Genomic DNA, 25,462 nt, shown 5'->3' with positions numbered 1-25,462 from the left:
ATAAATGAAAAAAGTAAATCTAATGGATTATCTTGACGAAGTCACCGCTTTTTCACTAGAACATGAAGAACCAGCTTGGATGACTGAATTGCGAACAATGGCTTTAAGAAACGCTGACGAAAGTGAGTTACCACATATTGATCGTGTGAAATTTCATCGTTGGCCTTTATTAAATGTTCACATGGAAAGTTATGTGCCTTCTGAAGGAAATGTCGCAAGTTTTGATCAAATGAAAGACAATCCTTTAATTGTTCAACAAGGATCTTTTCATGCTTTTGAGCAATTGCCAGCCTCATTAGCGGAACAAGGGGTAATTTTTACAGACATTTTTACTGCTTTACAAGAGCACCCAGAATTAGTTAAAGAATACTATATGACTAAAGCTGTATTACCAGAAGAAGATAAGCTGACAGCTGCTCATGCGGCTTTCATGAATAGTGGCGTTTTCTTATACGTTCCTAAAAACGTAGTGATTGAAGAGCCCATTGAATCTTTGTTTATTCAGGATTCAGATAGCAACCAACCTTTCTTTAAACATGTTTTAATCGTTGCAGATAATCATAGTGAATTCAGTTATTTAGAACGTTTTCAATCAACCGGTCATCACGCAGAGAAAGCTTCTGGAAATATCGTTGTGGAAGTGATTGCGAAAGATGGCGCAAAAGTTAAATACTCAGCTGTGGATCAATTAGGGCAAACTGTAACGACTTATATGAATCGTCGTGGCTATATTATGCGGGATGCCTCTGTTGATTGGGCTCTAGGTGTCATGAATGATGGCGATGTTGTTGCTGATTTTGATTCTGATTTAGTTGGCGAAGGCGCTCATTCAGAAGTTAAAGTCGTTGCAATTAGTGCAGGTAAACAAACACAAGGCATCGACACACGAGTGACAAACAAAGCGCCACATTCAATTGGTCATATTTTACAACATGGAGTTATTCGTGAACGTGGTACTTTAACGTTTAACGGAATTGGCCACATTTTAAAAGGAGCAAAAGGAGCCGACGCACAGCAAGAAAGTCGTGTTTTAATGCTGTCTGATAAAGCTCGTGGTGATGCCAATCCAATTCTTTTAATTGATGAAAATGAAGTGACTGCCGGACACGCAGCCAGCGTTGGTCGAGTAGATCCAGAAGAAATGTATTATTTAATGAGCCGCGGCTTGCGTAAAGAAGAAGCGGAACGTTTGGTGATTCGTGGCTTCCTAGGTTCTGTCATTACAGCAATTCCAGTTAAAGAAGTACAAAATGAATTTGTAGAAGTAATTGAAGGGAAGTTAAACGCATGATGGATGCAGCAACCATTCGTCAATCGTTTCCTATTTTATTTCAAGAAGTTAATGATGAACCGCTAGTTTATTTAGACAATGCTGCGACAACCCAAAAACCAACGGCGGTGTTAGATGTTTTACGACATTATTATGAAACCGATAATGCCAATGTTCATCGTGGGGTGCACACGTTAGCCGAACGAGCAACGAAGGACTATGAGGCCTCCCGCGAAAAGGTTCGCCAATTTATCCATGCCAAAGAAACAGCGGAAGTTTTATTTACACGAGGAACAACAACCAGTTTGAATTGGATTGCCAAAAGTTATGGTGACTTGGCAGTTACAGCCGGGGATGAAATCGTCATATCTTACATGGAACATCATTCAAACATTATTCCCTGGCAACAATTAGCTCAACGTACAGGGGCCATTTTGAAGTATATAGACGTCACTGAAGACGGCTTTTTAGACATGGCAAGTGCACGTCAACTAATTACAGAAAAAACGAAAATTGTTTCGATTGCTCATGTTTCAAATGTGTTAGGGGTCATTAATCCAATCGAAGAATTAACACAATTAGCTCATCAAAATGGCGCTGTGATGGTGGTAGACGGCGCGCAAGCAGTTCCTCATATGCCTGTGGACGTTCAAGCCATCGATGCTGATTTTTATGCATTTAGTGGTCACAAAATGTGTGGACCAACTGGAATTGGTGTCCTTTATGGCAAACGTCATTTATTGGAACAAATGGAACCTGTGGAATTTGGTGGCGAAATGATTGACTTTGTTCATCTTCAAGAAAGTACTTGGAAAGAGCTTCCTTGGAAATTTGAAGCTGGCACACCTAATATTGCCGGGGCAATTGCCTTAGGTGCCGCCATTGATTATTTAACAGAAATTGGTTTAGAGGCCATTCATCAACATGAAGCAGCCCTTGTTCACTATGTTTTGCCGAAGTTGCAAGCTATCGAGGGCTTGACGATTTATGGTCCACAGAATCCAAAAGACCACACAGGTGTGCTTGCTTTTAATATTGAAGGTTTACATCCACATGATGTGGCTACGGCGTTAGATATGGAAGGGGTCGCTGTCAGAGCGGGTCACCATTGCGCGCAACCGCTATTAAACTATCTGAGCGTGCCAGCAACTGCACGGGCAAGTTTTTATTTATACAATACCAAAGAAGACGCAGATCGCTTAGTTGAAGCGATTAAAGCGACAAAGGAGTTTTTCCAGCATGGCACTTTCTAAATTAGATAACTTATATCGCCAAGTCATTTTGGACCATTCTAGCCACCCACATCACCACGGAACGCTAGATGCGTCTAGCCAAACAATTGAACTGAATAATCCTACTTGTGGAGATGTGATTGAACTGGATGTGGCCATTGAAGACGATGTGATTAAAGATATTGCCTTTCAAGGAAGTGGCTGTTCCATCAGTACCGCAAGTGCTAGTATGATGACTGATGCAGTCTTAGGAAAAACAATCGCCGAAGCAACGGCCTTAGCAGAGGATTTCTCTCAACTTGTTCAAGGAAATGAAGTGGCCGAAGATGAAAAATTAGGCGATGCAGCAATGTTAAGCGGCGTAGCTAAATTTCCAGCTCGGATTAAATGTGCAACCTTGGCTTGGAAAGCCTTAGAGCAGGCTGTTGCTAATAACGGCCAAGGCGAAGCCGGTCATTTACATTGTGAAAAATAAAGAAAGGGTGACGACGAATTGAGTACAGTACCTGAATTAGAAGAATATAAATTTGGCTTTCACGACGATGTGGAACCAGTCTTTAGTACCGGAGACGGCCTAACAGAAGACGTCGTTCGCGAAATTTCTCGCGTGAAAGGCGAACCAGAATGGATGCTTGACTTCCGTTTAAAATCGTTAGAACAATTCAATAAAATGCCCATGCAAGAATGGGGTCCAGACCTGTCAGATATTGACTTTAGTAAAATTAAATATTACCAAAAACCGAGTGATAAACCCGCGCGCGATTGGGATGATGTACCTGATAAAATCAAAGAAACCTTTGAAAAAATTGGGATTCCCGAAGCTGAGCGTGCTTATCTAGCTGGGGCTTCTGCTCAATATGAATCAGAAGTTGTTTATCATAACATGAAAGAAGAATTTGAAAAATTAGGCATCATTTTTACAGATACTGACTCTGCTTTAAAAGAATATCCTGACTTATTCAAAGAGTATTTTTCAAAACTTGTGCCACCAACAGATAATAAACTGGCCGCTTTAAACTCAGCTGTTTGGTCAGGTGGAACCTTTATTTATGTACCAAAAGGCGTTCGAGTTGATGTACCATTACAAACATATTTCCGAATCAACGCTGAAAATACCGGCCAATTTGAACGGACCTTGATTATTGTCGATGAAGGGGCCAGCGTTCACTATGTTGAAGGCTGTACGGCACCCACGTATTCAAGTAACAGCTTGCATGCGGCCATCGTAGAAATTTTCACTAGAAAAGATGCTTATTGTCGTTATACCACTATTCAAAACTGGTCAGATAACGTCTACAACTTAGTAACCAAACGTGCTAAAGCTTATGAAGGTGCCACTGTCGAATGGATTGATGGTAACCTAGGAGCTAAAACAACCATGAAATACCCAAGCGTTTACTTAGATGGCAAAGGTGCCCGTGGCACGATGTTATCGATTGCCTTTGCTGGCGCTAACCAAATCCAAGATACTGGGGCCAAAATGATTCACAATGCGCCGAATACCTCTAGCTCAATTGTTTCAAAATCAATTGCTAAAGATGGCGGCGAAGTTAACTACCGTGGCCAAGTGACTTTTGGCAAAGACAGCGCAGGCTCGATTTCACACATCGAATGTGACACGATTATTATGGACGAAAAATCAAAATCAGATACGATTCCGTTTAATGAAATCCATAACAGCCAAGTGTCCTTAGAACACGAAGCCAAAGTTTCAAAAATTTCTGAAGAACAATTATATTATCTAATGAGTCGCGGCTTATCCGAAGCCGAAGCGACAGAAATGATTGTTATGGGCTTTGTTGAACCATTTACGAAAGAATTACCGATGGAGTATGCGGTTGAGTTGAATCGGTTGATTAGTTATGAGATGGAAGGTAGTGTAGGGTAAAACCTATAATAGAATCTCTGAATGTTGATATAACAGCATTCGGAGTTTTTTATTTTGCCTGAAAATCTATCTAACTATGTTGATAGATACGATTTGAAAATTTGCGTACTTGGCAAACTGGTTATGAGCATCATCTATATCATCGTCTGTAACGTGAGTGTAGATATTCATTGTTGTTTCTAAATTTTTGTGGCCAAGTAGTTCTTGGGCTGTTTTGGAGGTACACCACTTTTGAATAATAGACTGGCAAATGTATGTCTAAAACCATGAACTGTGATTTTGGGTAAATCATATTTATCTAAAATCATTTTCAACCAGTCATTGGCTACTTGTGGATAGTAAAGACCATTCTTTTTATTGGTAAAGATAAATTGGTCTTTATCAAAAGTGCTAATGCCAAACTTAATGTACCATTCTTTTTGATTAATTCCCATCGTTTTAAAATACGTAAAGTCTTATCATCGAATTTCACTTTCCGTTTGGAGTTTTCCCTCTTAGGTGACTGAATAACAATCTTACCAAATTCATCAACAGCCAAGGTTTTACTTATATTGGCTGATGCTTCCCCAAATAAGGTTCTTAATCTTGGAACCATTGAAAACACAACTATTGGTCGGATGATAATACGTACAATTTTATCAGTAGCTGAAATGGAGCGTGACATGATCGTAGAGCGCACACAGGAGGGTAAAGCATTTGCTAAGAGAAATAATCCGAACTTTCGAGAAGGACGCCCTAAAGCCAAAATAACAGATGATAAACTACATGCTTATGAATTGCTGAAATCAGGACTGAGTTACAAAGAAGTTTCTAAAAGGACACGATTGAGTGTGAGCACGATTCAGAGGGTAAAACAACAAATAGAATCAAAGATTTAATTTGTTGGGAAAGAATTATAGTCGGAATTTTTTATCTGTATTTGTCGAAAAAAATATTTTTGATTACGAATTATTGATTTTTGAGTACGAATGTATTATTATTGGGTACGAAGAGGTGATTTTTGTGTACGATGAGATTTTGAAAATTATTGAAGGTGGAATAACAAATAATCGTCAGAAGGTGATTAATTATGCTAGAAAGCTTTCAGAATACTATGAAGAGAATGATCAAGTAAAAATTGCAAAAAAGATAGAAAAGTTAATTATAGAAAATAACACACAATTGAGTTCATTAGATAGTCTTACGTCGAAACCATTCGATAACGAAAGTAAGTTGGAAATGGTAGATGTTTCCGTACCAAAAGAAAGTGATGAAACTCTTGTTTTTAGCAAGTTGATTGAAAATGAGATTAATGATTTTATTCTCTCATATCAGAAAAGAAATGAGCTTATTAGCCTGGGCATCGATACAAATAGTCATTTGTTACTATATGGACCGCCTGGTACAGGAAAAACTTCTTTGGCTAGGTTTATTAGTTTACAAGTCGGATTGCCTCTAGTGACGGCTAGACTAGATGGTTTAGTCTCTTCAATGCTTGGTAGTACGGCAAAAAACATTCGTAAAATATTTGATTTTGCCTCTAAACAGCCTTGTGTTTTATTTCTAGATGAATTTGATGTTTTAGCTAAAATTAGGGATGATAAAAATGAATTAGGTGAATTGAAGCGTGTAGTAAATAGTCTGCTACAAAATATCGATTCATTTGATGACAATAGTATTTTGATTGCTGCAACTAATCATCCTCAGTTATTGGATGAAGCTGTTTGGAGAAGATTTGACAAAGTAATTAAACTGAATTTGCCTGAAAGTGAGCAACGTAAAGAATTGATTGAAGAGTTTTCAGGAGTATTGACTACTAACTACGACGGCGAATCAAAAAAAATAAATCAATTAGTCAAATTAACGGAGGGGTACTCTCCGTCAACAATCAAGTCAATTATTAATACATCCGCTAAAAAGAGCATAATAAATGGTCAAAGTGAATTGAAGTATTCCCAAATAGTTTATGAGATTTTTACAAGAGAACATCCTTCTGAAATATCAGAAGTAGAATTGATTAGGTATCTTAATAAAAATGGGGTTAGTCAAAGGGAGATTACAGAAGTTTTTAGTTTTCCATCAAGAAGAGTACGGAGTGTTTTGAAAAAGGAGGGTGTAAATAATGAGTAATGAAAAATATCCTATGATTAAATTTTCTCATAGAGAGCAAGACAATTTGAGAACAGAAGGAGGCAATAGCAAAGACCTTCGTAAATGGGTATTAGAGGGGGCAGCTTTAGAAAATAAGAGTGAAACCCTAGTAGATATAGTGAACAATGTAAAAGAGAATTTAAATGATTATCCCGAGGGGATTCCTCACACTTTAGAAGTAAATTTTATTGATGATGCAAAGGCTAAATCTTATCAAAAACCAATTATTGATATGTTTATTACAAATGAAAAGTACGGACAAATTGGAATGTCTAATGAAAATACTATTCTAATTGATATTGCTTCTAAAGATTCATTAGATAAGATCAGTTCTAATATAAAAGATGTTTTAAGTTTCCAAATCCCGATTTCTGCTGTAAGTAATATTTCGAAATATTCACCTGTAGTTGTTGAAGGAAAAGAAAATGTTTCAACCTATAAGATTAATTTTTTTGATTTTCAAGATTTAAGCATCAATAATCAAGTCTTTAGCTATATATTTGATGTTCTTTCAAGTAGAAATATCTTTTTTGAGGATAGGAGTTATGCAGGAAATCAGAGGGTTTTAGAAATAAAAAATGCTAAATTTGATAAATTGAAGTTTATTAAAAATTTACCTATAAAATCACTGGAGCCAATGGCAAAAAGCGAAGGACCCTTTCATATGTTAGATTCAATCAATTTAGATGTGGAATCTTCTCTAGTTTTTGATCCTAAAAAAAGGTATCCTACTGTGGGGCTACTGGATTCTGGGGGTAGCCTTAATGATTATACTCTTGGATGGGTCAAGCGTGGAAAGGGTAGTGTGTATGAAGATAGTGAACTGGATACAACGCATGGTACATTTATTGCGAGCTTACTAATTCATGGAAATGAATTAAATAATGTTTCAGATTATGCAGTATCAGGATGTAATATTGTAGATGTACCTGTCGTACCAAAAAATGGAGTTGATGAGATAACTTTAATAAATAACATTAAGAGAGCTGTTGAAAATAATCCGGAAGTTAAAGTATGGAATCTATCAGTCAGTTTAGAAGGTGAAATCTCAACAGATAAATTTTCTGATTTTGCAGTTGCTTTAGACAAAATACAAGACGATTACGCTGTATTAATATGTAAATCGGCAGGCAATGATTCTAAATTTTTTGAAAAAGAAGAGGTTGGTAACTTAAGTTTAGGTGCTGAATCTGTTAGATCGTTGACAGTCGGATCGTTAACCAGAAATTCTGATGAATATGAAGTTTCTAAAGAAAACCATCCATCATTATATTCTAGAAAAGGAAGAGGACCAGGCTACATTATCAAACCTGAACTTTGTCATTTTGGTGGAGATTTATCGGCCACAACATTTCATCCAGTTGATCAAAATGATTTTTTCATTTCAAGCGAAACGGGTATAACAAGTGACGGAAGAAAATCAGTTAAAGTAGGGACGAGTTTTTCAACTCCTAAAATTGCTAAAAATATCGCGGAGCTAGCCAATGGACTATCAGGAGAATTCGATCCTCTAATGTTAAAAGCATTAATCACTCATTCTGCCAAATATGGAGAATCGCCAGCTTTGTCTGGGGAGGAAAGACTGGAAAAACTGGGGTATGGAAAACCGCTTAATTCCAATGAAATATTAGTTTCGGATTCGGAATTCTCGACTACACTAGTTTTAAGAGGTAACTTGGAAAAAGGGAAAAGGATAGACATTATGGACTTTCCCTATCCAAAAAATTTAGTAGAAGATGGGAAGTTTAAAGGAAGAATAAAGGCTACACTAGTATATAACAATTATTTAGAAAAAGAACTTGGACCAGAATATTGTCAATCAAATATGGTGTTCAGATTTGGAACATATGAAAGTAAGTTTGATAGGGACACTACTAAAAAAACGATACTCAATCCAATTGGTAGAAAGAATTCTGAAAATATGTTGAATAAAAAATTATATAGCAAAAAAAAGGTTACATCCAATTTTGATTATGCTACAGACAGGATGTTGATTCAGTATGGAGATAAATATTACCCAGTCAAAAAGTTTTCAGCAGACTTGTCTGAACTGAAACCTAAGCTTTTTAATAGTGCGTTATCAAGCAATAGAAGTTGGTATTTGTATTTAGAAGGACAGTATAGAGATTTTATTATGAAGAAAGCCAAAAAATCTAAAGAAACTCTTTCAATGGATTATTGTGTTATTATAACTATTAGTGATCCAGACAGAAAAGCTAACGTATTTGGAGGTACAGTTCAAGAATTGTCAGCAAATAACTTTAGGTATAATAGTATGGAAATTGTAAACGAAGTTACAATCTCTATATAATATGTTAGATGAATGGGGAAAACATAAATAAATTTAGAAAAGACTAGTCTGTTTGAAAACTAGTCTTCTATTTTTTTTTAATTACTGTATGAAGTGATTTTTTTGTCATAAGAAGATTTAATGCATGTAGTATGATAAACTTATTATATGTTTTAGTAAACGGTTTCTAAATAAGTATTTCATAAGGAGGAGACGTTTTGGAAGAAAAAGTAGAAAAAGGATATTGGGCAGTTGCAACACAAAAGCATTTAAATAAGTTTCAAACTAATACACCAAATTATGAGGAATTTGATGCGTTAAACAATTCTGGTAAAGCTGGAAGACTTTTAGGACTCATTCGGGGAAATACAAGAATTGAAAATATGAAAAAATTAGAAAAATTAGCTGGGACAATGGGCATTGGCAAAAGAGAGTTAAAGAATACGATATTGCCAGAATTAGAAATTGTCACTGAAAAGAAACTTGAACTAAGAAGAGATAGTTTAAATGAAATAATTGGAATTGAAGAGTATTTTTTGGAGAATGAAGAAGTACTGTCCGCTGCAGGCGATTATTTTGAATATATGGAACCAGAGGATACTGAAAGAATTACAGTACAGACATTGGCAAGTACTAAACGGTTACCTACATCTAGCTCAGAGTTATATTCAGAATTAAATGATGGATATAATGAAGAGAACATAGAAAAAGCATTAGCATATCAAGAACAGTTTATGTTATTAAAAAAAAATGTAATTAAGGAAGAAACAATATATTCAAATGAATATATATGGGCTGGAAAGCAAGACAAAATTATTTATCCACTTCAGCAGCTTGATATTGTTAGTAAAGAAGAGTTGGAGGCATTTATTGAAATGCTTCAAAAAACTCAAGGAACTTCTGAAAAGCAAATTGATTTGAATTCTCAATTAATTATTCTCGCCAAGAAAACTGGAATTATTGATCCTGTTACTATAAAAACAAAGAGAAATTTTGAACAAAATTTCTTATTCACATCTAACTTTTTAGGTGCAGAGAGTTTAGTGGATGATATTTTAGATGATTTAAAGTTATTAATTTCAGCAATTAGATTTGGAACAAAATTCACGCCATATTCAAGGCTTTCAAATCCTATTCTCTTTTTAGAGAAACTAGTTAGTGGTGCAAGGGTCGGACCACACTCAGCTAATGGAACAGACTATGTTTTACTAGAAAGTCGTGGTATTGTTAAAATAACGCCTTCTCATCAATCTGGCAGATTTTACATGGAGCTTATTAAAAAAGATGTTGGAGAGATGGCTTTAAGAATATTGAGGGCAAGTAATTTTGATATTGAAAGTAGCATTGTAACCCATGATTTCTCAAGTGATGAAGAAAATTCAGTACAATTTGAATCTCCAGAATATGTTAGAATGAAGATGGCGGAAAGTGCAGCACCAATTGCTGAAGCGGAGGACTACTTTTTAGAAGTATTAAGAAATGAAAGGCTGTGAGCTTAGATGGCAAAGAAGCAAATTAATAAAGGAAATCAATTAGAGTTCAGAGCTAAAAGGTTGTTGTTTTATATGGGATATTATGCTGTTCACAATATTTTAATAAAATCATCTAATGATATAATTTTTGAAGAAATAACGGATCTAGACGTAATTGGTCTCAAATATACAAGCGATTTTAGAAGTAATAGAGTATGGGTGGATTGCAAATCAGGAAGAATTAAAACTATGGAGCGTTTGACGTGGATAAACGGTATCAAAAATTACTTGAATATTGATGAAGTACTTTTTATTGCTACTTCAAAAAAAGCTGCAGTTGATTATGCATCTCAATTAGATATTCAAATTTTTGATCAGAAAATTTTTGCTGAAGTTGAAAAAAGATTTAATATTAATAGCGATAAATGGTATGGTTCATGGAATCCTGAAGTCATGCTAAATATCAGTCAGGAATTTAAAAGTATCGAAATTTCAGGAATAGATATAAAAAAAATAGCCAGTTTTATCAATGCAGACTATTGGATATACGATTCTTTTACGGGCTTAAAAAAATCAATAACAGCTATTCGACAACTTGCTAAAATTCCATATGATGTACTTGAAAAAGATCAGAAAACAGCTTACAGATGGGCAATTTATCAATTGATTATACTGCTCACTGACTCAATTTTAAAAGTTAATAGAGAAGTATTCTATTTAGAAAAGAAAAAAAGAGAAGAATACATTAATCAAAAATTAATTGCTAGTGATATTCCAATTAATAGAAGGAATGAAATTTTTGAATCCGCTGCTTATTTGATAAGCCAAAAATTGAAAAGTTCTGATCCAAATCTAGTTACACCATTGAATGTTAATGTCTCACCACCGAATTATGCAGAAGCATTGAATAGTGTCGTTGAAAGATTGATTAATGCACCAAAATATGCAGAAGACATTTTGAGAACAATGGATTTATTGTTCATGGAATTTGATCTTTTAGAAAAGCCTCTAGATGAAGATATAGTTAATAGTTTGCTACCAAGTTATAAGGATAATGTTTTTGGAATTAAAATCATATTGCATTTTGTCGTTGGGAGTACAGATATAGATAAAACATTATTTAAGCTATTGTCCTAGGTATAGCTGTGAAACTATTTAAGTAAAATTGTATAAAACATTGCATGCCCATGCTATTTGATTTAACTCCGTTGTTAACTACGATTGAACTTTCTTTGTCTAATCATTAGTGATTAAGAGTAACGATTTACTTATTGCTAATTCGTATATTTACTGACTTCTTCCAACTCTTTCTAATGAAATCTATGCTGGAAGGCTCTGTCAGCTAGTTTTTCACTCTACCAACAAAATAATCAACCAAAATAACAACGGAAAGCCAAACAAGAAACACACTAATCATGCTTCTTCAAAGAAGCACAAATAAAAAAGCGATGACTCGAGAAGAAAATCTCTATGGAGTCATCGCTTTTTCTTATATTTTAGTTAAAAAATTATTTTACTAAAGGTTGAAGTAACTTGTTCCAGAAACTAATGAGTGGGCCAGCACCAAATGCACAAATAATTGTACCAATCCCAATTGGACCACCAGCAATAAAGCCAATTAATAGGACCAACAAATCTTGTGCTTTTCGAACAGAAGCGTAAGGTTTGTTGATTTGTTGACAGATGGTTGGCGCAATCGCATCATAGGGGGATTCGCCTTGATCTGTAGCCATGTATAAGGCGCAGCCAAATGTAAAAATCAGGACTCCGAAGAATAAAGAAAGTAGTTTGCCAATTGTTGAGCCTCCTAAACTATTGGCGTAAGGTTGAAGCCAAGTAGAAATCTGTTGAATCAAAATTCCCACTAAAAGCATATTTAAAATAGTTCCTAGACCAATGGCTTTTTTGTTTTTTAAATAGACATAGAATAAAATAAACGCATTGACAATAATTTGAAAAATGCCTAATTGCATACCAAACATTGAAGAAAGTCCGATATTCATAGCAGTGAAAGGATCAACTCCTAAACCTGCCACTCTTAAAGTGGATGCGCCAATCCCGATAATAACTAAACCAATTAAAATTAAAAGAACATTTTTGACTAGTTTCATGGTAAGCCTCCTGAATAGATTTTGTGTGTGATAGTACAAAGTCTGCAACAAAAATTCTCTATGAATTTTTGTTGCAGACTACTTTTTAACCAGCTCCGTGTTGGAACGAAGGGTATAGAGACATCCCGCCATCTACAAAGAGTGTTGTTCCAGTTACGTATGAGGATTCATCAGAAGCTAACCAAGCGGCCGCAGCAGCTACTTGATTTGGTTTACCAATAATGCCCATAGGAACCATGCTTGTTGTTTGTTTTAACTGTTCGGGATCGGAAAATTTTTCAGCATTAATAGGTGTGTTAATCGCTCCAGGTGCAATACAGTTGGCACGAATACCATATTCCGCATATTCCAAAGCGATTGTTTTCGTGAACATTTCGGTTGCGCCTTTACTTGCCGCATAGTGGGCGAACGTTGGCCAAGGAATTCTTTGGTGAACGGAGGACATATTAATGATTGACCTTTTGATTTTTTGATCTCTAAATATTCGGAGTGCTTCTCTAGAACCCAAAAAGACACCGTTTAAATTGACATCAATGACACGTTGCCATTCTTTTAATGGCATATCAATTGTCGGAAAAGAAGCCTCCACACCGGCGTTATTTACCCAAATGTCAACATGACCAAACTCTTTTAAAGCGGTTTCAGCTAACTCTTTAATATCTTCTTCATTAGAGACATCAGCCTTCACGAATTTTACGCGGTCTGCGTGCTTGGCTTGGACATCTTCAAATTCTTTAGGCAGCTCACCGACATAGTCAGCAACAACATTCATGCCCTCTAAGATATAACGCAGAGTAATAAATAATCCTAAGCCCGTAGCTGCACCAGTGACAACGGCCACTTTACCATGTAATTCTCCATACATTGATTCATTCCCCCTAAAATTACTATTAATACTTTCATGGTAGCACATGTCAATCAGCGTGTTGATAAAATACGACAAACTGTCGGAAAAGTTTATGGTCTAAAGTTAGCTACTATTGTTGAAGGTCTTTAAAAAAAATACTGGTCGTAGTAATCAATTCCTCTCATTTATACAGTTTTCTAAAAAAACACAAAATATCCAGACGAACTGGTCAAGTCCAATGGTTATTTATGAGTGAATATGCTAAAATAAAACTTGTCTTACATAAGGAAAGATTTGTTCACTAACAGTGGCGACTGTTCTCAGTAAACAGTTGCGCTGGTTTATCGGGAAGGGAACAGAGCAAGTTTTACGAGACTTTCCCATGTAATAATAAAAAGCACTGAACGTCAGTGAATGAAGGAAGAAGGACATCTATGAAAACAATTATCACATTCATTATTGTCTTCGGTATTCTTGTCCTCGTACATGAATTTGGCCACTTTTATTTTGCAAAACGAGCGGGTATTTTAGTTCGTGAGTTTGCAATCGGAATGGGACCAAAGATTTTTGCGCATCGTGGAAAAGATGGCACCACTTATACGATTCGCTTATTGCCGATTGGTGGCTATGTGCGAATGGCTGGGATGGGCGAAGACATGACAGAAATCACACCAGGTATGCCTCTATCTGTTGAGTTAAATGCCGTGGGTAATGTGGTTAAAATTAATACAAGTAAAAAAGTACAATTACCTCATAGTATTCCGATGGAAGTCGTTGATTTTGATCTTGAAAAAGAATTATTCATCAAGGGCTATGTCAATGGAAACGAGGAAGAAGAAACCGTTTATAAAGTTGACCATGATGCAACGATTATTGAAAGTGATGGAACCGAGGTGCGGATTGCGCCACTTGACGTTCAATTTCAATCAGCGAAATTATCGCAACGCATTTTGACGAACTTTGCGGGACCCATGAATAACTTTATCTTAGGGTTTATTCTGTTTACGTTAGCGGTCTTTCTACAAGGAGGCGTCACTGATTTAAACACGAACCAAATTGGACAAGTGATTCCTAATGGCCCAGCCGCAGAAGCTGGGTTGAAAGAAAATGATAAAGTCTTATCGATTAATAATCAAAAAATCAAAAAATACGAAGATTTTACAACCATTGTGCAGAAGAACCCCGAAAAGCCGTTAACGTTCATAGTTGAGCGTAACGGCAAAGAAGAGCAACTAACAGTGACACCAGAAAAACAAAAAGTGGAAAAACAAACGATTGGTAAAGTCGGCGTTTATCCTTATATGAAAACCGATTTACCGTCAAAATTGATGGGCGGTATTCAGGATACTTTAAATAGTACGACACAGATTTTTAAAGCACTGGGCTCACTATTCACAGGCTTTAGTTTAAACAAACTAGGTGGGCCAGTCATGATGTTTAAGTTATCGGAAGAAGCATCCAATGCTGGAGTAAGTACAGTTGTATTCTTAATGGCCATGTTGTCAATGAACTTAGGGATTATTAATTTGTTGCCAATCCCAGCTTTAGATGGCGGGAAAATTGTCTTAAACATTATTGAAGGTGTACGTGGAAAACCAATTAGTCCTGAAAAAGAAGGCATCATTACGTTAATTGGCTTTGGGTTTGTCATGGTGTTAATGGTGTTAGTTACTTGGAACGATATTCAACGCTTTTTCTTTTAAGGAGAAAGTTTAAGTAAAAAAGTGTGTAAAGAAATCAAAAATAGTTGATTTTAAAATAGAGGAGAGTTTTAATGAAACAGTCAAAAATGTTAATTCCAACGTTAAGAGAAGTACCAAATGATGCAGAAGTCTTAAGTCATCAAATTCTGTTGCGCGCAGGCTATATTCGTCAAGTCGCTGCAGGGATCTATTCTTATTTACCTTTAGCCAATCGTGTTTTAGAAAAATTAAAAACGATTATGCGAGAAGAATTTGAGAAAATTGATGCAGTTGAAATGTTAATGCCTGCGTTATTACCAGCAGAACTTTGGAAAGAATCAGGCCGTTATGAAACTTATGGACCTAACTTGTATCGCTTAAAAGATCGCAATGACCGTGACTATATCTTAGGCCCAACGCATGAAGAAACCTTCACAGAATTAATTCGTGATGAAATCAATTCTTACAAACGATTACCTTTGAATTTATACCAAATTCAAACAAAATATCGTGATGAAAAACGCCCACGATCTGGCTTATTAAGAGGCCGTGAATTTATCATGAAAGATGGCTATTCTTTCCATGCCGATGAAGCTAGTTTAGATCAATCATACCGTGATTACGAAAAAGCTTACTCACGCATTTTTGAACGCTGTGGACTAGAATTCCGTGCCATTATTGGGGACGGTGGTGCCATGGGTGGTAAAGATTCTAAAGAATTTATGGCAATTTCTGAAATTGGGGAAGATACTATTTGCTATTCAACAGAAAGTGATTATGCTGCCAATTTAGAAATGGCAACAAGTCTTTATACGCCGAAAAAATCACATGAAACACAATTAGATTTAGAAAAAATTGCAACACCAGAAGTGGGTACAATTGCCGAAGTGGCAAACTTCTTTGAAGTTGAGCCACAACGTATTATTAAATCAGTACTATTTATTGCCGATGAAGAGCCAGTAATGGTCTTGGTTCGTGGCGATCATGATGTCAATGATGTCAAATTGAAAAACTTCTTAGGCGCTGATTTCCTAGATGAAGCAACAGAAGAAGATGCTCGCCGTGTCTTAGGAGCGGGCTTTGGTTCAATTGGTCCAGTCAATGTTTCCGAAGATGTTAAAATTTATGCAGATTTAGCTGTTCAAGATTTAGCCAACGCCATTGTTGGAGCTAACGAAGATGGCTATCATTTGACAAATGTAAATCCAGATCGTGATTTCCAACCAATTAGTTACGAAGATTTACGCTTTGTTCAAGAAGGCGATCCTTCTCCTGATGGCAATGGTGTCTTAGCCTTTACCAAAGGAATCGAAATTGGTCACATCTTTAAATTAGGAACGCGTTATAGTGATGCTATGGGCGCAACAGTTTTAGATGAAAACGGTCGTGAAAAATCAGTGATCATGGGTTGCTATGGCATCGGCGTTAGTCGTTTACTTTCAGCAATCGTTGAACAAAATGCAGACGAGCGTGGTATTAATTGGCCAACAGGGATTGCGCCATTTGATTTACACGTGGTCCAAATGAATGTGAAAGATGAGTATCAAACAAAACTATCACAAGAAGTTGAAGCAATGATGACCGAAGCGGGCTACGAAGTATTAGTTGATGACCGCAACGAGCGCGCAGGCGTAAAATTTGCTGATGCTGATTTAATTGGTTGTCCAATCCGTATCACAGTCGGGAAAAAAGCAGTCGATGGTGTGGTAGAAGTCAAAATCAAACGTACTGGTGAAATGTTGGAAGTACGCAAAGAAGAATTAGAAAGTACACTTTCTATTTTGATGAACACAACATCAGAAGTGGAATAAATAAACAAACTTAATAACAGTATAAAGCTTAAAACGAAATCAAAGTTTCTCTGATTTTGTTTTAAGCTTTTTTAATGTAATAAAAAACTTAAATGTCTCAAGCTATAAACAATATTCGATTTTAAAAATTAATCTATATAAAATTATTACCTTTATTGTTTTTAATAACAAAGGAAATAAATAAGTGATTTAAGCTGATTAAATGATATTTTTTTGTTTTTAAACAAATTTTTCATATATAGATAGAATTTAAAATTATATTTACAGTAATTATATGTTAATGATATTATAAAATGGTGGCTGAATTATTAGATTAAATAGAGGAGGTTATAACCAATAAAAAATAGGTTAGAAAATTAAAGAAAATACTCTTTCAGAATAGAAATGATTGAATGAAGTTAGGTTAGTAAAGGGAACCCAGTAGCATTGGCGCTGTACTAGTGAAAGGGATTTATGGAACGAATCCAATAGAATGTTAAAACACGATTGTACATAAAAAGAAAGGAGGAAAGCCAGTGAAAAAAGGAAGATGGTGGCTAATTGGTTTAGCTACTGTAGTACTAATCATAATAGGAATTGGAGGAAAACAATACATGGATAAAAAAGCAATAGAAAAGGATTACCAACAAGGAATCGATTTAATTCAAAAATATGTATCAAACTATTTGGTAGAAAACTATGAAGGCATTGAGAAGATTGAGTGGCAAGGCGTTGGTGTAGAGTGGCGGAATGCAAAAGGGTATGGGACATCGTTGTTGGGGAATTATGTTAATAGTGAAATTAGAGTATATGTATCTAAAGATGATTATTTCATGATGTATTTTCGTCTAACCGATAAAACCGAATATGATGATGAATTGAAAAAATATGTTGTGCTAGACTCATTAAACGATAAAAATACAGATGTTGCAGTTAGAGTAGGATTAAGGAATGCGACATACGATTTGAACCAAGCTGAAAAAAAAGTTTTTGAGAGATTTAGAAAGTCTGATAAAGGAAGTCCAAATGCAAAAGTAATTTATAACTTAGAAATTCATGAATTAACATATTAGGAGGGAAAGGAATTTGAGTAATGAAATTACAACAGAGACCTTAGCAAAAGCAATTGATTCTACAAAAGAGACAGTTCAATTAAATAGTGATACAGTAGTTTTAGAAATTCAAGAAAAAACAAAAGATTTTAGAATCATCCACAAAGCCGCCAGCACCCAATCCAGTCAACTAAATGCCATGGCCATCGCGCCTTTAGATGACCAAGGTAAACCTGACTATAACAACGTCGCTGTCGTGTACGCTGGTACCAATTCCTTTGGTGATGAAGGTAAAAAAGGCTTTGAGACAGCTGGAACAGCTTTTGTAGGTGGGCTTTCTGAAGAATATCAGGAAGTGAAGATAGCTTAACATAGAAGTTTTAAAAAATTAGTGTACATAAAAAGAAAGGAGGGGAGTCAGTGAAAAAAAGAAAGTGGTGGCTAATAAGCTTAGCTACTATCATATTAATTATTTTAGGAATTGGAGGGAAACAATACATGGATAAAAAAGCAATAGAAAAAGATTACCAACAAGGAATCGATTTAATTCAAAAATATGTGTCAAACTATTTGGTAGAAAACTACGAAGGCATTGAGAAGATTGAGTGGCAAGGCGTTGGCGTGGAATGGCGGAATGCAAAAGGATATGGGACATCGTTGTTGGGGAATTATGTGGATAGTGACGTGAGAATTTATGTGTCTGAGGATAAATATTTTATGCCAGATTTTCGTTTAAGTGAAAAGGGCGTATACAATGATGAGCTGAAAAAATATGTTCTATCAGATACATTAAATCCTCAAAATACGGATGTTACTATTAGTGTTGGACTAAAAAATGCGACATATAAATTGAGCAATGATGAAAAAAAGAGTTTTGAAAAATTCAGAAAATCTACTAAAGGAAGCCCAAATGCAAAAGTAGTTTATAACTTAGAGATTCATGAATTAACATATTAGGAGGAGAGAAAATTTGACTAAAGAAATTACAACCGAAGAACTAGCGAAAGCAATTGATATGACTAAAAGGAAGGTTCAAACAGATAGTGATACTGTTGATTTTGAAAGTCAAGGAGAGTCAAAAGAATTCAAAATCATCCACAAAGCCGCCAGCACCCAATCCAGCCAACTAAATGCCATGGCCATCGCGCCTTTAGATGACCAAGGCAAACCTGACTATAACAACGTCGCTGTCGTGTACGCTGGTACCAATTCCTTTGGTGATGAAGGCAAAAAAGGCTTTGAAACAGCTGGAACAGCTTTTGTAGGTGGACTTTCTGAAGAATATCAGGAAGCTGAAAAATTTTTAAAACAAACGCAGCAAAAAATCGCCTCGCAAAACGGCACAATTACCGATGTTGCAGGCTTTAGTCAATCAGGTGGCTACATGATGAAAATGGCAGGGAAATACGGGCAAGAAATGGGCTTTCGGACCACCAGTTTTGATGATTGGGGCCGCAATCAATTTGAACGTTTAACGACGAGTGAAAAACAGTGGCTACAAGAAAATCCAGAATTTTTGATTCGCTACCAAAATGATTCGTGGGCAGCACTGTCAGGACGTGATAGTAAATATGGCACGATTTTTTCGATTTCAGGGGTTGGTGAACATAATACTTTAGCCAACTATTTTGATGGAGACGACTTGGATTTGGATCGTTTAGCCAAAGATGGCATTTTCGCACCGAATATGACTTTGGAGCAAGTCAAGTTAGCAGCAAAAGTCTGGGCAAAGAAAAATGGCGACTGGGATCCCACCACAAATAATGAAGCCGAAGCGAAAAAACGAGTGCAGGAGTACTTAGAACTCTATGGCGAATTTGCGCAAACGAATGCGAATTTGGAAAAATTAAAACCTAGTACTGATAAAGCTATTCGTTCTTTACATACAAAAATTGCCAGTGCTTCTGGCGGTCAAAAAATCAAGTTACGAGCAGACTTGGCATTACAAGTAGCTAATCAGGCTAGGACAATCGGTGAAGAAGCGGAGAAATTGCTGAAACAAAGCCAGCAAGACACAGAACAAGCGTTAGCAGAAATTTCCAAGGAAATTTTAACAAGTGCTAATGAAATAAGACAATATTTGTCTTATTCTGAGGTCCAAGCAATGATTGCACCATATGAAAAAAGTCGTTTGTGGAACGAGGCACAGGCCAGTCACAATCGGAAACAAGTTCAACAATATAATCAAAAACTGATGACATTTAGTGAAAAGTTAACAACTGCGGCTAAAAATATTCAAGAATACGATCGCCAAGCAGGGAATCAGTTATTTGCACAGAAATGAAAGGATGTTGCACATGGATGAACTGGAAAGAGAACTTCAATTGGAATTAGAACGCGTACAAAAGATACAAGAACGCCAAGCCATTCAAGCTGTGATTACAGCAAAACAAACCAGAATCGCAACAATCAAACAAACCTCCACACATACAATCAAGAAACTTTCAGAATTGATGAGCAAACAATCAAAAACTGTGTTGCCATCTTCCTTAAAAGGTGCGTTCCAAGGGCAAGTGGCGGACGCAGCGAGCCATTATTTGAAAACGATTCCTGACGCAAAATTAAAAACACCAGCAAAAGGAGGTTAAGAGATGACACCGGAAGAAAAACGCCGCAGTTACCAGATGATTGAAGACAACTATTATCAAGAAAAGCGCAGAATCAATCAACAACAGCAACATGTTTCCGCTGAAATCCAGCGATTTAGACAACAAACGAACCAACTAGTAGACAAGGTGGCTTATTTTACTAGAAATGATACTTGGGACAAACGAATGTTTCATCATCAAATAGCCACCAGTTTAGATGAAGTGAAACGAACAGAAAACCGATTTGTTTTAATCCTAGAAGAAACAGAACAAGCCATGCGGAAAAATTATCGAAAAGAGATTGAGAAATTGGAAGAAATGGCAAGAATGAATTTGTAAGGGATTAGTAAATACGGAGTTAAAGGATGTTTTTTTCAATATGTTCATACAAATAATGGGATTCTTCACGAGTACATTACTCTTGTTCTCTAATTTTTAGCAAGCCAGTGACGGAACAAGATTGTTTTTTTACAAAAAACGAGTATACTTAATAGAGAAGCGAATGCAGAGAAACCGAAAAAAGGCACTTGACAGATTTGTCTGAGGGCCTTTTTTCAATGATAGAAGGAGGTTCATTTTGTGACAGAAAAAGCACGCGATTTATTTGATAAACTGATGACGCAAATTCAGTTAGATGACACAGCGAAAGAACATCCCTTAATTCAAAATGGCCGGATTGACAAGGTCATTGTTCACCAACAAAGTCGCTTATGGGAATTTCATTTAAGTTTTGATGAATTGATGCCAGTGATGCTATATCAAACATTTATGCAACAATTGGAACTAGCTTTTCAACAAATTGCGCAGGTTTCCGTTCAAATAACCACAAATCAGACAACATTTACAGAGGAACAATTAACGGATTATTGGCAATTGGCCTTGTTAAATAGTCAATGCAATACACCGTTAGTTCAGAAAGTCTTAAAAACACAGACACCACAATTTGAAGATCGGAAAATTATCTTACCTGTTGATAATGAAGCAGTTATTCCTTATTTGAAGCAACAATATTTACCAATTATTGAGGAACTTTATTTCTCTTACGGGTTTCCTAAATTTCATATTGAACCAAAAATGGATCAACAGCAAGCTGCAGAAGTGCTGAAAAAGTTTGAAGAGCAAAAATTAGAACAAGCCGCAGCCTTTCAACAACAAGCTGCTGAATCGCTTGTTAAACATGAACAAATGAAAAAAGAAAAACAACAACAAGCGCCTGCTTTTGATGGTCCAATTCGTTTAGGTCGGAATATTCCCAATGATGAACCCATTATGCCAATGGGAAACATACTGGAAGAAGAACGTCGGATAACGATTGAAGGCTTTATTTTTGATAAAGAAGTACGTGAATTGCGTTCTAAACGAAAAATTTTAATTTTGAAAATAACTGATTATACTTCCTCTTTCGTGGTGAAGAAATTTTCGAATGGGGAAAAAGATGAACAAGTTTTTGATGCGATTCAACCGCAAAGTTGGATTCGTGTTCGTGGTAGTGTACAAGAAGATACCTTCATGCGTGATTTAGTCATGAATGCCCAAGATTTGATGGAAGTCGCCCATGCGCCAAGAAAAGACTACGCGCCAGAAGGTGAAAAACGTGTAGAATTACACATGCATAGTAACATGAGTACAATGGATGCGACCAATAAAGTCGGTGACTTGGTGGTGCAAGCGGGGAAATGGGGTCACAAGGCCATCGCAATTACGGATCATGGCGGCGCCCAAGCGTTTCCTGATGCCCATGCTGCAGGTAAAAAAGCAGGCGTTAAAATTTTATACGGCGTGGAAGCCAATATTGTTGATGATGGTGTACCTATTGCTTACAACGAAGAACATATTGAATTAACAGATGCTACCTATGTGGTCTTTGACGTGGAAACAACGGGGCTTTCCGCTGTTTATGATACAATTATTGAATTGGCCGCAGTCAAAATGCACAAAGGAAATGTCATTGAGACTTTTGAGCAGTTTATTGATCCTGGCCATCCATTATCTCAAACGACAATTAATTTAACTGGGATTACAGATGAAATGGTGCGCGGTTCAAAATCCGAAGAAGAAGTTTTACGCATGTTTAAAGAGTTTTCAGAAGGAACTATTTTAGTGGCCCACAACGCTTCTTTTGATATGGGATTCTTAAACACAAGTTATGGCAAACATGGAATACCTGAAGCGGCTAATCCCGTCATCGATACATTAGAATTATCCAGATTCTTGTATCCACATTTCAAAAGCCATCGTCTAAATACCTTATCGAAAAAATTTGGCGTCAACTTAGAACAACATCACCGCGCCATCTATGACTCGGAATCAACAGGTCATTTGTGCTGGATTTTCTTAAAAGAAGCGAAAGAGAATCATGATATGCATTTCCATGATGATTTGAATCGTCATATTGGCGAAGGAGATTCATACAAACGAGCTCGACCTTTCCATGCAACGATTTTAGCAACAACTCAAGCAGGATTAAAAAATCTTTTTAAATTGATTTCGATGTCCAATGTAGATTATTTTTTCCGAGTACCACGGATTCCTCGTTCGCAATTATCGAAGTTAAGAGAAGGACTTTTAATCGGTTCCGCATGTTCAAACGGCGAAATTTTTGAAGCAATGATGCAAAAAGGTGTCGAAGAAGCAAAAAATCGTGCCAAATTCTACGATTATATTGAAGTTATGCCCAAACCAGTTTACGCGCCATTAATTGAACAAGAATTGGTGAAAAATGAAGCAGATTTGGAAGAAATTATTAGTAATCTGGTGAAAATCGGTGACGAACTTGGTAAGCTGGTTGTCGCCACTGGAAATGTTCATTATTTAAATGAAGAAGATGCCATCTATCGGAAAATTTTAGTCGGGTCTATGGGTGGCGCTAATCCGTTAAATCGCCATAGTTTACCAAAGGTTCATTTCAGAACCACCGATGAAATGTTAACGGAATTTCAATTTTTAGGACAAGACGTCGCTAAGCGAATTGTAGTAGAAAATCCCAACAAAGTCGCTGATTTATGTGAAGAAGTTATTCCAGTAAAAGACGATTTGTATACGCCAAAAATTCCTGGGTCTGAACAAGAGATCACTGATTTAAGCTACAATCGTGCGCGCGAATTGTATGGCGATCCTTTACCAGAAATTGTCGAAAAACGGTTAGAAAAGGAACTGAATTCGATTAACGGGAATGGTTTCTCGGTCATTTATTTAATTTCTCAAAAACTGGTGCATAAAAGTAATGAAGATGGCTATTTAGTTGGTTCACGGGGCTCTGTCGGTTCGAGTTTTGTTGCGACAATGACAGGGATTACTGAAGTAAATCCTTTAGCGCCACATTATTATTGTCCTGAGTGTCAATATTCTGAGTTCTATGAAGATGGTTCCTATGGTTCAGGGTTTGATATGCCTGAAAAAGCCTGTCCAAAATGTGGCGCTCGATTGTTTAAAGATGGTCACGATATTCCTTTTGAAACGTTCTTAGGATTCCATGGCGACAAAGTTCCTGATATCGATTTGAACTTTTCTGGCGATTATCAAGCCGAAGCCCATAACTACACGAAAGTTCTTTTTGGTGAAGAATATGTCTACCGGGCAGGAACCATTGGTACAGTAGCCGACAAAACAGCGTATGGCTTTGTTAAAGGATATGAAAGAGATCATAATTTACATTTGCGTGGTGCTGAAATTGATCGCTTAGCCAAAGGTTCAACAGGGGTTAAACGGACGACTGGGCAGCATCCCGGCGGTATTATTGTAATTCCTGATTACATGGATGTTTATGACTTTACGCCAATTCAATACCCTGCTGATGATCAAGAGGCAGAATGGAAAACGACGCACTTTGATTTCCATTCCATTCACGATAATATTTTAAAACTTGATATTCTAGGACATGATGATCCGACCGTGATTCGGATGTTACAAGATTTATCTGGGATTGAGCCAAAAACCATCCCAACAGACGATCCAGAAGTGATGCGTATTTTTGAAGGACCTGATGTTCTAGGTGTGGATGCAGAGCAAATTTATTCTAAAACAGGAACTTTAGGAATTCCTGAATTTGGGACACGTTTCGTTCGAGGTATGTTAGAACAGACGCATCCATCAACTTTTGCAGAATTACTTCAAATTTCTGGACTGTCTCACGGAACCGATGTGTGGCTAGGGAATGCAGAAGAATTGATTCGCCGTGGCGAAGCCAATCTTGCTGAAGTAATTGGTTGTCGGGATGATATCATGGTTTATTTAATTCATGCTGGTTTGGACAGTGGGATGGCCTTTAAGATTATGGAAACGGTACGTAAAGGACAATGGAATAAGATTCCTGATGAACTACGGGATACGTATTTAAATGCGATGAAAGAAAACAACGTCCCTGACTGGTATATTGATTCTTGTTCTAAAATTAAATATATGTTCCCGAAAGCCCATGCGGCAGCATATGTATTAATGGCGTTGCGGGTCGCTTACTTTAAAGTTTATTTCCCAATCTTATATTACTGTGCATTTTTCTCCGTTCGGGCGGATGACTTCGACTTAGTGGCAATGTCACAAGGGAAAGAAGCAGTGAAAGCACGAATGAAAGAAATTACGGACAAAGGGATGGACGCCTCCACTAAAGAGAAAAACTTATTAACGGTTTTAGAATTATGTAATGAAATGCTGGAACGGGGCTATAAATTTGGCATGATTGATTTGTACAAATCAGATGCTGAAAATTTTGTGATCGAAGGGGATACCTTGATTGCACCTTTCCGAGCAGTGCCAAGTTTAGGCCTCAACGTAGCGAAAGCCATTGTCGCTGCGCGAGAAGAGCAACCGTTCTTGTCGAAAGAAGATTTGGCAACACGAGGCAAAGTTTCTAAAACGTTGATTGAATACATGAATGAAAATGGTGTCTTAAAAGACTTGCCAGATGAAAACCAATTATCATTATTTGATATGTTATAAAAGAAAAATCTTTTAGAAAAAGGCTGGTGAAGCAACTTATTCACCGGCCTTTTTTAGTCATCAAATAAATTAGAAAATCATTGCTAGAAGCGTTTTAATTACTTATTAAAAAGCCATCTTTATTTAATTATGTTGAGCTTGTGCATAAAAAGTAAAATGCTTATGATAAATGAAG

20 protein-coding genes and 1 pseudogene are annotated in these 25,462 nt (G+C 36.5%); 18 read left to right on the top strand and 3 right to left on the bottom strand.

Annotation, left to right across the window (positions count from 1 at the left end; translation table 11 throughout):
- The first annotated feature begins 4 nt into the window (after nt 1-4).
- From sufD to sufB, 4 genes are read left to right on the top strand one after another with little or no spacing between them, the layout of a single operon-like run.
- The gene (gene sufD / locus AB1I62_RS10905; protein WP_202250962.1) at nt 5-1,291 is read left to right on the top strand and encodes a Fe-S cluster assembly protein SufD; all 1,287 of its coding nucleotides are present in this window, start codon (nt 5-7) and stop codon (nt 1,289-1,291) included.
- A complete protein-coding gene (locus AB1I62_RS10900; protein WP_131639074.1) occupies nt 1,288-2,523 on the top strand; it encodes a cysteine desulfurase in 1,236 nt (411 codons plus the stop codon). The genes sufD and AB1I62_RS10900 overlap by 4 nt, the downstream gene beginning before the upstream one ends.
- Nucleotides 2,510-2,977, top strand: a complete 468-nt coding sequence (gene sufU, locus AB1I62_RS10895; RefSeq protein ID WP_002400834.1) for a Fe-S cluster assembly sulfur transfer protein SufU — start codon at nt 2,510-2,512, stop codon at nt 2,975-2,977. Before AB1I62_RS10900 ends, sufU begins: the two co-directional genes overlap by 14 nt.
- A gap of 18 nt (nt 2,978-2,995) precedes the next feature.
- Nucleotides 2,996-4,390 (top strand): Fe-S cluster assembly protein SufB, encoded by a 1,395-nt coding sequence (gene sufB, locus AB1I62_RS10890; protein WP_002356769.1) that lies wholly within the window; start codon nt 2,996-2,998, stop codon nt 4,388-4,390.
- 179 nt (nt 4,391-4,569) lie between these two features.
- On the opposite strand, the gene AB1I62_RS10885 is transcribed toward sufB, so the two are convergent.
- Nucleotides 4,570-4,824 carry a tyrosine-type recombinase/integrase gene (locus tag AB1I62_RS10885; protein WP_002379663.1) on the bottom strand — a complete coding sequence of 85 codons (255 nt, stop codon included), beginning with the start codon at nt 4,822-4,824 and terminating at the stop codon, nt 4,570-4,572.
- 138 nt (nt 4,825-4,962) lie between these two features.
- Here AB1I62_RS10885 and AB1I62_RS10880 point away from each other — a divergent pair.
- The 5 genes and pseudogenes from AB1I62_RS10880 to AB1I62_RS10860 form a co-directional block, all read left to right on the top strand.
- Nucleotides 4,963-5,268: pseudogene (locus tag AB1I62_RS10880) on the top strand (recombinase family protein); the annotation flags it as partial.
- Nucleotides 5,269-5,392: 124 nt separating this feature from the next.
- The gene (locus AB1I62_RS10875) at nt 5,393-6,499 is read left to right on the top strand and encodes an AAA family ATPase (protein ID WP_002379661.1); all 1,107 of its coding nucleotides are present in this window, start codon (nt 5,393-5,395) and stop codon (nt 6,497-6,499) included.
- A complete protein-coding gene (locus tag AB1I62_RS10870; protein ID WP_367019289.1) occupies nt 6,492-8,831 on the top strand; it encodes a S8 family peptidase in 2,340 nt (779 codons plus the stop codon). The genes AB1I62_RS10875 and AB1I62_RS10870 overlap by 8 nt, the downstream gene beginning before the upstream one ends.
- Nucleotides 8,832-9,028: 197 nt before the next feature.
- The gene (locus AB1I62_RS10865) at nt 9,029-10,303 is read left to right on the top strand and encodes a hypothetical protein (RefSeq protein ID WP_002379659.1); all 1,275 of its coding nucleotides are present in this window, start codon (nt 9,029-9,031) and stop codon (nt 10,301-10,303) included.
- Nucleotides 10,304-10,309: 6 nt separating this feature from the next.
- Nucleotides 10,310-11,419 (top strand): hypothetical protein, encoded by a 1,110-nt coding sequence (locus AB1I62_RS10860; protein WP_002379658.1) that lies wholly within the window; start codon nt 10,310-10,312, stop codon nt 11,417-11,419.
- A gap of 371 nt (nt 11,420-11,790) precedes the next feature.
- On the opposite strand, the gene AB1I62_RS10855 is transcribed toward AB1I62_RS10860, so the two are convergent.
- Nucleotides 11,791-12,393, bottom strand: a complete 603-nt coding sequence (locus tag AB1I62_RS10855; RefSeq protein ID WP_002384244.1) for a YitT family protein — start codon at nt 12,391-12,393, stop codon at nt 11,791-11,793.
- Between the two features lie 85 nt (nt 12,394-12,478).
- Entirely contained in the window at nt 12,479-13,258 is a 780-nt protein-coding gene (locus tag AB1I62_RS10850) for a glucose 1-dehydrogenase (RefSeq protein WP_202250959.1), read from the bottom strand.
- Between the two features lie 416 nt (nt 13,259-13,674).
- Here AB1I62_RS10850 and rseP point away from each other — a divergent pair, with 416 nt between their 5' ends.
- From rseP to AB1I62_RS10805, 9 genes are all read left to right on the top strand, one after another.
- Nucleotides 13,675-14,943, top strand: a complete 1,269-nt coding sequence (gene rseP / locus AB1I62_RS10845) for an RIP metalloprotease RseP (RefSeq protein ID WP_002408800.1) — start codon at nt 13,675-13,677, stop codon at nt 14,941-14,943.
- A 71-nt stretch (nt 14,944-15,014) separates the two neighbouring features.
- Nucleotides 15,015-16,733: a proline--tRNA ligase gene (locus AB1I62_RS10840; RefSeq protein ID WP_002359769.1), complete on the top strand. Its 1,719-nt coding sequence runs from the start codon at nt 15,015-15,017 to the stop codon at nt 16,731-16,733.
- Nucleotides 16,734-17,248: 515 nt separating this feature from the next.
- Nucleotides 17,249-17,785: a hypothetical protein gene (locus AB1I62_RS10835; RefSeq protein ID WP_033594493.1), complete on the top strand. Its 537-nt coding sequence runs from the start codon at nt 17,249-17,251 to the stop codon at nt 17,783-17,785.
- A 13-nt stretch (nt 17,786-17,798) separates the two neighbouring features.
- Complete coding sequence (locus tag AB1I62_RS10830; RefSeq protein WP_033594494.1) at nt 17,799-18,134, top strand: hypothetical protein; 336 nt, start codon at nt 17,799-17,801, stop codon at nt 18,132-18,134.
- 50 nt (nt 18,135-18,184) lie between these two features.
- Nucleotides 18,185-18,721, top strand: a complete 537-nt coding sequence (locus tag AB1I62_RS10825) for a hypothetical protein (RefSeq protein ID WP_033594495.1) — start codon at nt 18,185-18,187, stop codon at nt 18,719-18,721.
- A 13-nt stretch (nt 18,722-18,734) separates the two neighbouring features.
- Nucleotides 18,735-20,048 carry a hypothetical protein gene (locus AB1I62_RS10820; RefSeq protein WP_033594496.1) on the top strand — a complete coding sequence of 438 codons (1,314 nt, stop codon included), beginning with the start codon at nt 18,735-18,737 and terminating at the stop codon, nt 20,046-20,048.
- Nucleotides 20,049-20,061: 13 nt separating this feature from the next.
- Nucleotides 20,062-20,352, top strand: coding sequence for a hypothetical protein (locus AB1I62_RS10815; protein ID WP_033594497.1), 291 nt, complete (start codon nt 20,062-20,064; stop codon nt 20,350-20,352).
- Nucleotides 20,353-20,355: 3 nt separating this feature from the next.
- Nucleotides 20,356-20,691: a hypothetical protein gene (locus AB1I62_RS10810; RefSeq protein WP_033594498.1), complete on the top strand. Its 336-nt coding sequence runs from the start codon at nt 20,356-20,358 to the stop codon at nt 20,689-20,691.
- 240 nt (nt 20,692-20,931) lie between these two features.
- Nucleotides 20,932-25,287 carry a PolC-type DNA polymerase III gene (locus tag AB1I62_RS10805; protein ID WP_002389967.1) on the top strand — a complete coding sequence of 1,452 codons (4,356 nt, stop codon included), beginning with the start codon at nt 20,932-20,934 and terminating at the stop codon, nt 25,285-25,287.
- Nucleotides 25,288-25,462 lie beyond the last annotated feature (175 nt).

This window comes from Enterococcus sp. AN402 (assembly GCF_040719405.1).
Lineage (GTDB): Bacteria > Bacillota > Bacilli > Lactobacillales > Enterococcaceae > Enterococcus > Enterococcus faecalis.
Note: the sequence above shows the minus strand (reverse complement) of the source record. Positions and strands in the feature narration are given on the sequence as shown.

Coding starts and splice junctions, on each gene's coding strand:
- sufD (WP_202250962.1), top strand. CDS start 5: ATGAAAAAAGTAAATCTAATGGATTATCTTGACGAAGTCACCGCTTTT.
- AB1I62_RS10900 (WP_131639074.1), top strand. CDS start 1,288: ATGATGGATGCAGCAACCATTCGTCAATCGTTTCCTATTTTATTTCAA.
- sufU (WP_002400834.1), top strand. CDS start 2,510: ATGGCACTTTCTAAATTAGATAACTTATATCGCCAAGTCATTTTGGAC.
- AB1I62_RS10885 (WP_002379663.1), bottom strand. CDS start 4,824: ATGGGAATTAATCAAAAAGAATGGTACATTAAGTTTGGCATTAGCACT.
- AB1I62_RS10870 (WP_367019289.1), top strand. CDS start 6,492: ATGAGTAATGAAAAATATCCTATGATTAAATTTTCTCATAGAGAGCAA.
- AB1I62_RS10860 (WP_002379658.1), top strand. CDS start 10,310: ATGGCAAAGAAGCAAATTAATAAAGGAAATCAATTAGAGTTCAGAGCT.
- AB1I62_RS10855 (WP_002384244.1), bottom strand. CDS start 12,393: ATGAAACTAGTCAAAAATGTTCTTTTAATTTTAATTGGTTTAGTTATT.
- AB1I62_RS10850 (WP_202250959.1), bottom strand. CDS start 13,258: ATGTATGGAGAATTACATGGTAAAGTGGCCGTTGTCACTGGTGCAGCT.
- rseP (WP_002408800.1), top strand. CDS start 13,675: ATGAAAACAATTATCACATTCATTATTGTCTTCGGTATTCTTGTCCTC.
- AB1I62_RS10840 (WP_002359769.1), top strand. CDS start 15,015: ATGAAACAGTCAAAAATGTTAATTCCAACGTTAAGAGAAGTACCAAAT.
- AB1I62_RS10815 (WP_033594497.1), top strand. CDS start 20,062: ATGGATGAACTGGAAAGAGAACTTCAATTGGAATTAGAACGCGTACAA.
- AB1I62_RS10810 (WP_033594498.1), top strand. CDS start 20,356: ATGACACCGGAAGAAAAACGCCGCAGTTACCAGATGATTGAAGACAAC.